13 protein-coding genes are annotated in these 12,532 nt (G+C 36.0%); 1 reads left to right on the forward strand and 12 read right to left on the reverse strand.

What is annotated here, in order from left to right; genetic code table 11:
* Window position 1: 1 nt before the first annotated feature.
* The 4 genes from FN817_RS21260 to FN817_RS21275 all read right to left on the reverse strand — a co-directional run bounded on the left by FN817_RS21260 (window position 2) and on the right by FN817_RS21275 (window position 4,479).
* Entirely contained in the window at window positions 2-223 is a 222-nt protein-coding gene (locus tag FN817_RS21260) for a PspC family transcriptional regulator (RefSeq protein WP_034695702.1), read from the reverse strand.
* A 92-nt stretch (window positions 224-315) separates the two neighbouring features.
* A complete protein-coding gene (locus FN817_RS21265) occupies window positions 316-1,572 on the reverse strand; it encodes a DUF2851 family protein (RefSeq protein WP_142719674.1) in 1,257 nt (418 codons plus the stop codon).
* 28 nt (window positions 1,573-1,600) lie between these two features.
* Complete coding sequence (gene bshA, locus FN817_RS21270) at window positions 1,601-2,749, reverse strand: N-acetyl-alpha-D-glucosaminyl L-malate synthase BshA (RefSeq protein ID WP_047374001.1); 1,149 nt, start codon at window positions 2,747-2,749, stop codon at window positions 1,601-1,603.
* A 26-nt stretch (window positions 2,750-2,775) separates the two neighbouring features.
* Window positions 2,776-4,479 (reverse strand): glycoside hydrolase family 3 protein, encoded by a 1,704-nt coding sequence (locus FN817_RS21275; protein WP_142719675.1) that lies wholly within the window; start codon window positions 4,477-4,479, stop codon window positions 2,776-2,778.
* Between the two features lie 116 nt (window positions 4,480-4,595).
* Between FN817_RS21275 and FN817_RS21280 the strand changes: the two genes are divergently transcribed.
* Window positions 4,596-5,144, forward strand: coding sequence for a hypothetical protein (locus FN817_RS21280; RefSeq protein WP_142719676.1), 549 nt, complete (start codon window positions 4,596-4,598; stop codon window positions 5,142-5,144).
* A 264-nt stretch (window positions 5,145-5,408) separates the two neighbouring features.
* Here FN817_RS21280 and ribA read toward each other — a convergent pair whose 3' ends face one another.
* The 8 genes from ribA to FN817_RS21320 form a co-directional block, all read right to left on the reverse strand.
* Window positions 5,409-6,005 (reverse strand): GTP cyclohydrolase II, encoded by a 597-nt coding sequence (gene ribA, locus FN817_RS21285; protein ID WP_034695719.1) that lies wholly within the window; start codon window positions 6,003-6,005, stop codon window positions 5,409-5,411.
* A gap of 18 nt (window positions 6,006-6,023) precedes the next feature.
* Entirely contained in the window at window positions 6,024-6,482 is a 459-nt protein-coding gene (locus FN817_RS21290; protein WP_142719677.1) for a hypothetical protein, read from the reverse strand.
* The gene (locus FN817_RS21295) at window positions 6,479-7,093 is read right to left on the reverse strand and encodes a DUF4254 domain-containing protein (protein WP_047420296.1); all 615 of its coding nucleotides are present in this window, start codon (window positions 7,091-7,093) and stop codon (window positions 6,479-6,481) included. The genes FN817_RS21290 and FN817_RS21295 overlap by 4 nt, the downstream gene beginning before the upstream one ends.
* 10 nt (window positions 7,094-7,103) lie before the next feature.
* Entirely contained in the window at window positions 7,104-7,316 is a 213-nt protein-coding gene (locus FN817_RS21300) for a twin-arginine translocase TatA/TatE family subunit (protein ID WP_047420295.1), read from the reverse strand.
* A 31-nt stretch (window positions 7,317-7,347) separates the two neighbouring features.
* The gene (locus FN817_RS21305) at window positions 7,348-8,910 is read right to left on the reverse strand and encodes a peptidoglycan DD-metalloendopeptidase family protein (RefSeq protein WP_142719678.1); all 1,563 of its coding nucleotides are present in this window, start codon (window positions 8,908-8,910) and stop codon (window positions 7,348-7,350) included.
* Entirely contained in the window at window positions 8,907-9,758 is an 852-nt protein-coding gene (locus FN817_RS21310) for a DUF4292 domain-containing protein (RefSeq protein ID WP_142719679.1), read from the reverse strand. Before FN817_RS21310 ends, FN817_RS21305 begins: the two co-directional genes overlap by 4 nt.
* A gap of 108 nt (window positions 9,759-9,866) precedes the next feature.
* The gene (locus FN817_RS21315) at window positions 9,867-10,883 is read right to left on the reverse strand and encodes a sugar phosphate nucleotidyltransferase (protein ID WP_142719680.1); all 1,017 of its coding nucleotides are present in this window, start codon (window positions 10,881-10,883) and stop codon (window positions 9,867-9,869) included.
* Window positions 10,884-11,035: 152 nt separating this feature from the next.
* Window positions 11,036-12,463 (reverse strand): oligosaccharide flippase family protein, encoded by a 1,428-nt coding sequence (locus FN817_RS21320; RefSeq protein WP_142719681.1) that lies wholly within the window; start codon window positions 12,461-12,463, stop codon window positions 11,036-11,038.
* Between the last annotated feature and the right edge of the window lie 69 nt (window positions 12,464-12,532).

Genomic DNA, 12,532 nt, shown 5'->3' on the forward strand with positions numbered 1-12,532 from the left:
TTTATAAATCAAAGACGCTAGGTCTTCTGGTGATAAAAATATCTTTAATCCAAAGGGTGAACGCCAATCCCAAATAGATCAGAAAGAAGAAGCCGGCTGTGGCAAAAGTAGAGTAGATGAAGAAAATTCTCAATTTTGAAACTGGAATTCCCAGCTTGGCACCTGTTCTTGTCAGTACACCAAACCACTCTCTTTCCATTTTATGACGGATATTACTCAGCATTTCCAGATTGTTATTTAAAAGTTTAAATCCAATACTGCAAGGTAAGGAATTTTTTTGATAAGGTTTTTGTATGTTGCTGTCTATAAAGAGAATTATTCTTTTAAAAGTTTAAATCCAATCCCACATGCTAAACAGTTTTTTTCTTCACAATAAGTTTTATGATGATAGATCAGACTTTGGCTTTCCAAAGCATTAGTAATATTGAGCCCAAGTTTTTTCCATCCTATAATGATGGTGTTTTTTTCAGGAGAAACAGTTTTGTACAGTTCAATAATTTCATCTATAATCTCTTCATGATGGTATTTGTGATAGGTATACTTTAAAGGAAGAACAGTATTTAAAATAAGAAGATCAATGAAATCCTTACTCAGTATTTTAGGCTGTACTTTTGAAATGTTTCCGAAATTAAAATGAAAATCCCAGTATTCGGAAGCTTTTATAGATTTAAAAATACTATACAGCTGATCCGCATTTCTGGCTTCCATCATCTTAGAAAATAAATGCTGATGTTTATAAAGGTCTGCCAGCTGAGACAATCGGATTGTAGGGAAATTAGGTGGCCTTAACCTTAAAAACTTAGGATGAAACTTCAGATCCGGAATCGAAAATTTGGCTTTAATGAAATCAAATTCTCTTTTCCATATTTTCATCTGCCCATCTTTTGGATCCTCGAGCCATCCCGAAATTCCAAATAATAAAGCTTCCAGCTGAAGGGGATTCTGGCGGATTTTATTGATAGTACTGTAATCCACACTTTCGGCAATCTGCCGGAAAATATGGGCATTGACTTTTAATCCGAATGAATAAGCAAAACTGTGAAATAGAATGGCTTCAAAATTATTTTTATACCGGATTAAACTCTGTTCAAGTTCTTCAGATTTTTCGTCCAGTTTTTTCAGGATATTCTCTTCGTGGAAGTGAACAGGAACTTTTTGGGGATTAAAAATGTTTTCACAAGGGATAAATTCATTTCCATTAATGAGCTTTTCATATTTCAAGATGATATTTTCATCGATATGATTTTTCAGTTCCAACGTTGGAACCTGTTTTCCGGTAAGCTCTTGAATGTCTAGGTCATGCTGAAGTACAACATGCAGAATGATATTCTGATAATTGGGATCCTGGGAATGATTATGGAAAATCCAGTCTGAGGAACGAACATGCAGTTCTATGTTTCCTGCGAGAAGCAAGCCGTTGATTTTGATTTTAGCATCCAGAAAATCCGGGCCGGCATTTTTATTCCATTTTCCGAAATGGATGATTTCAACGGAATTTCCTTCAATATCCTTGAAGTCAAAATTTTTGAAAACCTTATAGTTCCAAAGATATTGAAGTAGTTTTTCCGTCATAAGTGTGACGATAAATATAATAGAAATATTATACTTTCGTCAGCTTCTTATTAAAGTTTTCTATAGTCGTTCTATACATTTTCTCATAGATAGGAAGAATGTTTTTCAAATCGAATTTTATAGCCTGATCTTTCGCGTTTTGCTTCATTTTGGTTAAAAGTTCATCATTGCTCAACAGCTTGATGGTGTAGTTGCTCATAGCCTCCACATTTCCGATTTCAGCAAGATATCCTGTTTCCCCCTGAATATTCACTTCAGGAATTCCCCCTGCATTGGAACTGATTACCGGAGTATAAGCGGCCATCGCTTCCAAAGCAGCCAGACCGAAACTTTCCTGCTCGGAAGGAAGAAGAAATACATCAGAAAGCTGTAAAATTTTATACAGATCATTCACCTTTCCTAAAAGACGGATTTTTGAGATAAGATCCGGGTTTTCTTCTAAAAACTGATTGACTTTTTCCATATCGGGACCTTCACCAATGATAATCAGTTTGGATTTTACTTTTTTCTCCACATTCTTAAAGATCTGAAGAACTTCATCCACACGTTTTACAGGACGAAGGTTGGATACGTGAATCAGGATTTTTTCATCAGGATTGGCAAACTGTGTTCTCTGGCACTCAGAGCAGTCATCAAATTCAGAATTATCAATGAAATTGGTAATCACCTGAATCTCTTTTTTGATGTTAAAAAACTGAAGGGTGTCTTTTTTCAGACTTTCAGAAACTGAAGTAATAGCATCTGACTGGTTGATGGAAAACTCTACAGCATGTTTATAACTCGGATGCTGGCCTACAAGGGTGATATCGGTACCGTGCAGTGTAGTTACCAGTGGAATGTCATTATTGTCTTCCTGAAGCATTTGCTTTGCCGTAAAAGCTGCATACGCATACGGAATGGCATAATGTGCATGAAGAAGATCCAGTTTATATAGATTTACAACCCTGTAGATCATTGAGCTCAACGCAATATCGTAAGGCTGATACTGGAAAAGCGGATAAGTCTGAACATTTACTCTGTGGAAGAAAATATTCGGATTGGTAATGTCTAATCTTGCAGGAAGTGCAGAACTGATGAAATGTACTTCATATCCTTTATTGGCAAGGGACATTCCTAATTCTGTTGCTACAATTCCGCTTCCTCCATAGGTTGGATAGCAAAGTATGCCTATTTTCATTAGATTATTGTTGTTTTGATGTTGTATTATTTGGTATTTGCTGAGGTAACTGCATTAAGATCAATCCCCATTCCTGGTTTCAGCTGATCATTAACCAGCACAGGAAGTTTTCCCCATATTTTTGTTTTTCCGTTTAAAGCATCAGCAGCAGCGTTCATAGAGTCATCATTGTTTTCATAAGAGACAAGAACGGTTGAAACTTTTGAAATATCAATATCCTTTAATGCATAAGCACTTCCGAATACATTCAGAATTACATTTTGATTTTTGGTAAGATCAGAAAGTACCTGCTTGGATTCTGCTGAAACTTTATAAGGTTTGTAAGCTGTTGAATTATCTTTATGGAAACCTACAATTACTGTTGATCCCGCTGGAATAGTATTTATTTCACCCGCTTTTTTGATGATTACATTGTTACCCAATCTGTTGGCAAAAGTCTGATAAGGGGCTTCTTCCAAAGGAACATAGTAAATCTGCTTTCCTGCAAGAGGAAGTAATTTCTTTTCATCCTTTAATAAAGTCAGGGCATTGGAATAAAGATTCTGTACCAGCTGGATATGAGAATTATTATTTAAATCAGCATTGATGTTTTCCGGATTTTTTGGTGTGTACTGTGTAAGGCCAAGGAAATACTTGGTCAACAAGATTTTTTTCACACTTTCTTCTACTCTGGATTGAGGAATTTCTCCTTTATCAATGGCTTTCTGAATCAGTTTTTTGCCTTCAGAAACGCCTTGTGAAAAAAGCATAATGTCATTTCCTGCTTTAAAAGCCATAGCATCCAGTTCTCCTGGTTTGTACTTATTGGCTACAGCACCCATGTTTAAAGCATCGGTAATGATTAAACCTTTATAACCCAATTTGTCTTTCAATAATCCGGTAATGATATTTTTAGAAACAGAAGCAGGAATTCCTTTTCCTGATTCTAAGCTTGGAACATATAAATGAGCCACCATTACCCCGCCGATTCCTTTATTCATCAACGCTTTGAAGGGTGCCAGTTCTATTGTGTTAAGCCTTTCCATCGAATGGGAAACCACAGGAAGATCAAGGTGTGAGTCTGTGCTGGTATCTCCGTGTCCCGGGAAATGTTTAATTGCTGCTAAAATATTGTTATCCTGAAGACCATTGGAATAGGATAGGGCAGAACTGATTACATTATCTACTTCAGAACCAAAACTTCTGTTACCGATGATAGGATTATTAGGGTTGGTATTAACATCCACTACAGGAGCAAAATCCCAGTTGATTCCCATTCTGTGACAATCCTCAGCAATCTTTGCAGCCATCTGATACACAAGGTTTTTATCCTGAATAGCGCCCAATGTCATTGCCCATGGAAATTTATGAGCAGTGGCTATTCTCTGGTACAGTCCCCATTCTGCATCCATACCAATCATCAAAGGAACTTTAGATTTTTGCTGAAATTCATTGACCAGGTTGATTTCTCTTGCAGCATCGTCCTGCATTAGGATCAGACCGCCTATTTTATCATTTGTAACAATATTTCTTACCTGGCTGATATAATCTTCACCTTTATTGGTATAAAGTGCCACAATAAAAAGCTGTCCTAGTTTTTCATCCTGAGAAAGGTTTTTATAGGTTTTGTCAACCCAGTGCTGAGCCTTTTTCAAATCTTCCTTAGAAGCATTTTTAGGCTGATATTGGGCGTTCACCTTAGGACTTATCAATGCGACAATAAAGAGTGAAGTATATAATAATTTCTTCATGACTTTTTGAATAAGAACAAAAATACAATTAAAAAAATGAGGAAAACAAAGTTTTTGAGATTTTTGGTATATGATTTGAATACGCAATATAAATAATAACTAAACTTTAATAAGAAATGAAAAAAATACTTCTCTTTTTATTCCTGGGCGCTGTAGGGTTTACTGCTTATAGCTGTGATAATAGTGATGACACTGTAGTACAGGGAACAGATTATGATACTATAAACCAGTCGTTTGATATATCTCCTAGTTTTACTAAAATTGATGATAATCTTTACAGATGGAGCGATGATTTTAAAAGCCCATTAGTACAGTCCGATATGGTTCTTATTTATATGCAGGTTGGAACTGACGGAGGTTCTCCTATCTGGAAACTTCTTCCATATACACGTTATGTAGGTAATGCAAATAATGATGCTGTAGATTATATTTTTGAATTCAGTAAATTTGCGGCTACCATTAATATTAATTCAACAGCTGCATTTAGTTTAACAGCTAATCCATCATATTACCAGAATAAAAATTTCAGAGTTCTTATACTTCCTGCGAATGGAACAGGAACTGGTGGTGCAAAAATGGCAAAAGGTACTGCTGTAGATTACAATGATTATAAGAGTGTAATCAAATATTACAATATTGACGAGTCTAAAATCAAGGCTAAATAATTTAGAAATATCTTTTCAGTTTTTTATAATTAAAAAAGCTCCGGGAGAAATCTCGGGGCTTTTGATTTTTAATGACCGGTTAATTAATAATCAATTTTGATTGTATAATTCAAGTGTTTTGTGAAGGATAGAAGAGAATTAAAGTATTGTCAATTAAAGACCTATTTGAGTACTTTACATGCGAAATAAGCGCGCTGAATTTAAATGATAATTCTTTAATAGTAAAAATAAAAAGCTTCAGAATTTCTGAAGCTTTTGTTGTATTTAGTTATCATTGTCATCCAATAGATGTCCAAAGAAATCTTTTTTTGTTTGCAGATATCCTTTGCTTATTTCGTTCGCGGGAATCTGTAGCGGTACTCTTGAATTAAGGTGAATATTGCTGTCTACCACATATTTTACCTTTTCAGGATTATTGGTGAGAAGGTTGATATCTTTTACATCCAGCAGATTAAGGATTTCAATGGCTACACCAAAGTTTCTGTCATCTGCAGGAAGTCCCAGTTCAAGATTGGCCTGTACAGTGTCCAAACCTTTTTCCTGCAGGGAATATGCCTTCAGCTTATTGATGATCCCGATGTTTCTTCCTTCCTGGCGAAGGTAGATGATAATTCCACCGTTTTCATGGATGTATTTCATTGCAGCATCCAATTGTTGGCCGCATTCACATTTTTTTGAATGGAAAACTTCTCCGGTAATACATTCTGAATGGAAACGAACGTTGACAGGCTTTGAAAAATCTGTATTTTCAGCAACGATGGCCATATGAGGCATCCAGTCGTTTTCGTTTTCGGAGAAAGCTATCATTCGGAAAGTACCGTGTTCTGTAGGAACATTGGCTTCCGCCTGAATTTTAATCATTGATAGTTCAATTAGTTTTTAACTTCCTGGCAAAGCATCTTCAATAACAGAGATATTGGTTTTTAAACGAACCAGATATCTGTTGAGAACTTCATCGTCATCTCTGTCAAGATTCTGTCTTAGCTTTTGAATTTTTTTGTATGATTTTTCAAAGCTTTTAAGGGCTCTGCTCTTACCGGCAGAATTACTGGCATCAATAGCATATAAATAATTCTGAAGGCTATATTTCAAACTGGTAACCTCATCATTCAACCCATTGTTTTTAAACTTGGGAAAAGTGGAGATCATATTTGAAATTTCAGAAGCATTTACATTTTCTTTAACATTGATATTAAAATTCTTCTTTGAGCCTCTGTCGGAATCAGAACCTTTGGTATCACTATAAAAATTATTTGACAACGGGGAAAGGTTTAGCTTTTCCGTTGCACAGGAAGATGTTAATATGATAAGTACTCCAAGAAAAATTAGTCGTTTCATTTCTGTTGCCCTTTTTGATAAAGGATTGGGTTAAGACTTTCATCGTTATACATTTTCATTTGTTTGTATACTTTCATCTTAACGTTACCGTTTTCAATATCAGCAAGCAACTGATTAATAGAAGTTGACAGGTCCTCTTTCTGAGTAAGCAGAACATCCAGTTTAGCCTGGCAGTTGTTTCTGTGTTCTTCAGAAGCAGATTCTCTATTCGCTTCTAACGACATATGATAAACCTTTAATGCAAGAATTGATAATCTGTCTACTGCCCAAGCGGGAGTTTCGGTATTTATTTTTGCGTCAGATTTAGGAGTTATATTTTCAAACTTAGTAAGGAACCAGCTGTCAATGTATTCTACCAGATCAGTTCTTTTCTGATTGGAAGCATCTATTGTTCTCTTGAGTTGAAGAGCTTCAGCCGGATCAATATTTTCATCTCTAATTATATCTTCCAGATGCCATTGAACGGTATCAATCCAGTTCTTTGCATACAAAATCCGTTCCAAAGTATCTTTTTCGAACGGGTTATTAATTAGAGTGTTAACGTCATCAGACACGTGATAGTCTTCAATGGCTTGATTGAAGACTTTCCATGCAGTCTCAGTAAATTTCATTAATGGAATTTTAGTTGCTTGGAGAATTAGTATCGTTCGAAGTTGGTTTCTTTTCAGAACCTGGCTTGTCTTCTTCTTTTACTGCATCTTTAAATTCCTTGATTCCTGAACCTACTCCTCTCATTAATTCCGGAATTTTCTTTCCTCCAAAAAGTAATACTAAAAGTATTGCTACGATAAGGATATGTTGCCAAGATAAGGCAAGTATTGTTAGTGTATTCATCTCTTAAAATTTTTGCAAAGTTACACTTTTTTTAATATGAAATCCAACCTAATGGATCAACTGGTGTACTTCCATTCCATACTTGGAAATCAAGGGTATAAGCGCCATCAAAATCCTGAGCTATAGTCCCTATTGCAGTTCCTGATGAAACCTGCTGTCCTTTGGAAACATTGGCATTGGATAAGTTGGAATAAATAGTAAAATACCCTCCGTGTTTAATAATTACGGTCTTGGTACCATCACTGCTCGCAACAACCGAAGATACGGTTCCCGGGAATACAGATTTAGCACGTGTACCCGAAGGCACGGAAATTTTAATACCTGTATTGTCTTCAGAGATATTTTTGAAAACCGGGTGCTGCTGTCTTCCGAAACGGTGTGTGATTTGTCCGGCTCTGTCTGCAGGATAACCAAGTCTTCCTCTGTTGTCTGCAAAGTTGTTTCCGGTAGCGGTGGAGACTCCGTAGCTTGTCATTGCCTTTGTTTCAGCTGCTTTTTTATCTTCTTCTTTTCTCTTCGAAAGGGCAGCCTCTGCGGCTCTTGCAGCCGTTAATTTATCAGCAGCTTCTTTAGCTCTTGCATTGGCTTCATCTGATGCTTTTTTAGCAGCTATTCTTCTTGACTCATCTCTTGCATTGGCCTCTGCTTTGGCAGCATCTTCGCTGCGTTTTCTTTCTTCTTCAGCTCTTTTTGCTGCCAGATCTGCTGCTCTTTTAGCTTCAGCTTCAGCGAGTCTTCTTTCTCTTTCAAGGGCTTCTGCTCTTGCTTTGGCTTCAGCTTCAATTCTTGCTTTTTCTCTTTCAGCAGCTATTTTTGCCAAACGTATTTTTTCTGCTTCTGCTTTTCTTCTTGCTTCTTCCTCTGCTTTAGCAATTCTGATTTCCTCAGCAATAATAGCTCTGATCTGTCCTTCCAATGCTTTGGACTGAACTTGTTTCTGCTTAAGTTCAGCAGTCAGTTTGGATTCGTTTTTCTTAAAATCAGTGACCAATTGCTCTTTTTGGGCTCTTTCAGCGTTGATCGTCGCCAAATCCTTCTGTTGGTTTATCAGAAGGTTTGCTTTCTCTTTTACAGAGTTTTGTCTTTGTGCAATTGTTTTCTTGATCAGGTTGGCAGCATTGGTAATTTCAGCCGCTTTTTTATCCTGATAATCCGAGTATTGTTTCAGGTACTGTACTCTACGGATACCTTCTCCTAGATTTTTGGCAGAAAGAATAAAAGTTACTTTGTTCTGTACGCCTTTATTTTTATAAGCATTCACCAAAACCTCAGCATAGTTTTTTCTCAATACAGCCAGTTCTTTATTCTGGCGGTTGATTTCCAGCTGGCGTAAATAGATATCATCCTCAATGAATCTTTTTTCTTTCTGAGTATTATTATATACCTTCTCTCTTAAAACCAGCTTTTGGTTCACACTGGAAAGATAGGCTATAGAAAGCTTAGATTCACTTCTGGTTTTGGCTAAATCGGAATTTATTTGTGCAATTTGTTTTTTAAGTTCGGCATTCTGCTTCTGCAGCTGTTCTTTGTTCTGTTGTCCCTGGTGCAGTCCAAACATCAAAACACCTATTAAAAAGCTAAATTTTTTAATCATTTAATCTCAATTTTCTTATAACTGGATGGTACAGAATAAGGTGTTTCCATCCTCGAAAAGTCAAATTTCGTATTTTCCATTAAGATCTGACTAGATTTTGAGCCTTTTATAATTATTTTAACATTTTTCGGAAGGCGGATTCCTTCATATTCATTCCAGTCACTATACGAAACATCAAGTTCGTCTGAAGACTGGATATCTTTTAAATTGACGGACAATAAATCGTAATTAGTGTCATATTGAAGTGCAATTTTATATTCCCTGTTTTTTTCATCCGTCGTGATTTTCTGATTGATGTTAGAAACCATTTTGAAGCCCTGTGCATTCTGCGTCAGATCAAACTGTCTGTCATTTATTTTGACAAAAGTTCTTCCTAAAAGGATTTTCTCCAAAGATTTATAATCAATGAAATTAACGTTCAGTAAATTATTAAGATAATCAAAGTCAGAATCTATATAGGTTTTATTGATCTTATCCTGTCCTTTTATTCCCTCAGGAGTAGCAATACCTCTGGCTGCATTGATGAATAATGCTCTGAGATTCATCCACACCTTTTTATCATTTTCAATATAAACAGTAGCATCAAGAGTAGGAACATAACTTCCTGTTTCTACACGAACTTTACTGTCTATCTTGATCTGTTCAAATTTGGGTGGAATCAATACATGTTCGAAAAAAGTGAGTTTATCCCTCACCGGCTGGTTTACATCTTTTGGATTTCCATTGTCTCTATCTACCGTTGTAGTAATGCTGTCCCGTGTCTGATCTGTATCATTTTGAACTTTGGTACGGGTCTTACAGGATGATAGGACAAGAAGCAGTAAAAGAAGGGGAATCCAATTTTTCATGTATTTATCTTTAATTAAAAAAATACGTTGCAATATTAACGCCAAACCACACAAAACATTTTGTGTGGCCTGATGATATCTTGTTTAAGTTAAATAATTTCTACTCTTTTATTTGGATAGAAAATCTAAAACGGAATAATCTCCCAAAGAAATTTCTCTGGCTACTCCGAAATATTGTGCAGAATTACCGATCATAGAATTGGAAAGGTTTCCATGATTGATTCTGGTGTTTTCCTGAATCAGGGAGTTTTCAATATTAGAATTAACAACTGTTGTATTGTTTCCTAATGAAACTCCTGGTCCTACTTTTGAGTTGGAGATTTTTACATTTTCACCAATGAAGCACGGCTGAATAATCAAAGAATTTTCAATCACGGCAGAAGCCGGATGATTCTTCATTTCCTCTCTTTCGTATTCAAGGATTTTGCTGTTGGTTTCTACAGTGGCATTTTTATTACCGCAGTCCATCCAGTCATTTACTTTTCCAAGGGTAAACTTCGCTCCTTTAGATCTAAGGTTCTCAAGTGCTGTTGTCAGTTGATACTCACCTCCGTTTTTAATATCATTGTCCATGATATAGTTGATCTCTTCCATCAGTTTTTCAGCACTGTTGAAATAATAAATACCGATGATGGCAAGATCTGAAACGTAAGTAGTTGGTTTTTCAACAAAATCTGTGATAAAACCGTAGTTGTCTAATTTTACAACTCCGAAGGCAGATGGATCTTCCACGCTTTTTACCCAGATCACTCCATCAGAATTTTTGTCTAATTGGAAATCTGCACGGAAAAGAGTATCTGCAAAAGCAATAACGATATCTCCCTGCATAGACTGTTCAGCACATTTGATCGCATGAGCGGTGCCAAGAGGGTCGTTCTGATAATATATGCTTCCTTTTGCTCCCAGCTTTTCAGCGATCTGAATAAGGGATCTTTCGATCTCAGGACCAAAATCTCCGATGATAAAAGCTACCTCTTCAATATTTTCTCCTGCAACTTTAGCAATATCTTCCACCAATCTCTGTACGATAGGTTTTCCTGCAATAGGAATAAGCGGTTTTGGAACTGTCAGTGTATGTGGACGTAATCTGGAACCACGTCCAGCCATTGGGACAATAATTTTCATAAATTATATGTATAAAAGATGTTTTATTAGTTGTTTTTAATATTAGGTTAAAGATAATAATTAAAACCTTTGAGGAGTTATGATTTATATCTTTTTAAATAATTGTTTAAATTAACAATAGGTTTGTTTACAAGCAAAATAAAGACCAAAGTTTAATTCTTCCTGATTCTCGATAAAATCAGGCTTTTTTCGGAATAAACCAAAATTCCGGTAAAGGTCAAAAAGAGTAAATTACTTGTTAGAATATTATAGTTGAGATACTTTACAATGATGAAGCTAAAAACACCAAGCAGTATCAGAAAGAAAGACATTTTTTTCATTCTGTAAGGAATAGGATAGTATTTCTGGCCCAGCAGATAGGATACAACCATCATAATAACATAGGCACCGAACGTAGCCCATGCAGAACCAATCATACTGTGATAATAAGTTAGGGCTAAAAGATTGAGTCCAATATTTATTCCTGCTCCGAGCCACGAAATAACAGTTCCTACACTGGTTCTGTCCGTTACTTTATACCAGGTGGAAAAGTTATAATATATTCCGAAGCAGAGATTGGCAATAACTATGATGGGGATAATATCTATAGCGATCCAGTAAGATTTGTTGGGAATAAAAACCTCTTTCAGCCAGGATATATTGGCGATAATTCCTAATGCTACGGCACAGGCAAAAAAGGAAAAGTATTCTGCTACTTTAGCATATGTTTTTTTAGCATCACCTTTATCCATTTGTTTAAAAAAGAAAGGCTCAATACCCATTCGGTATGCCGTGACAAACAACGTCATCAGTACGGCCAGTTTATAGCAGCCGCCATAAGCACCGGCTTCTTCATCTGAAATATGATTTCTCTGGATGGATTTATCAAAGTTTTCATTGACCATAAAAGCCAGACCAGCCAGCATGAGCGGAAAAGAATATTTGATCATACGCCCGAACAAAGAGGTCACAAACTGAAATCTTACTTTTAATATAACAGGAAGGAGTAGTAAAATTCCTAAAGCACTTCCCGCCAGATTACTGAAGAACGGGTAATCCACATTTTGATCTAAACCAAAACTTTTGGATATATTTTCCGGAATCCAGAAGAATAATGCCGCCGTAAAAACAGCCTGAAATATAGCCTGAACAACTCTTACAGCAGAATATTTGATAGGCTTATTATGAAAACGCAGCCAGGCAAATGGAATCACGAGTAAGTTATCAAAAAACGCAATCAAAGCAAACCACCTGATATATTCGGGATTATCATGATAACCTAAATAATCTGCAATAGGCTGATTGAGCAAATAGCACAAGGCAAGAAAAACCGTGGACGTTGAAAACAAAAACCAGAATGAAGTATTGAAAGTTCTTTTTTCATTATCCTCTTCCGCTGAAAAACGGAAATAAGCCGTTTCAAAACCAAAAGAAAGAATGATATTAACAAAAGAAATCCATGCATACAGTTGGGTGAAAATCGCAAAACCTTCATTGGGAATTTTATAGATCAAAAGTGGATTCAGGATGAATAAAATAATTCTGGGTGCTATAGCCCCCGCTCCATAGATGATTGTCTGCCCTAATAGTTTCTTATACAAAGTCGAAATTTTTTACAAATGTAAAACTTTAAGTATTCGTTTGGTGATTTTGGGGTGAATTAAAACATA

Origin of the sequence: Chryseobacterium rhizoplanae, assembly GCF_900182655.1 — a bacterium.
Lineage (GTDB): Bacteria > Bacteroidota > Bacteroidia > Flavobacteriales > Weeksellaceae > Chryseobacterium > Chryseobacterium rhizoplanae.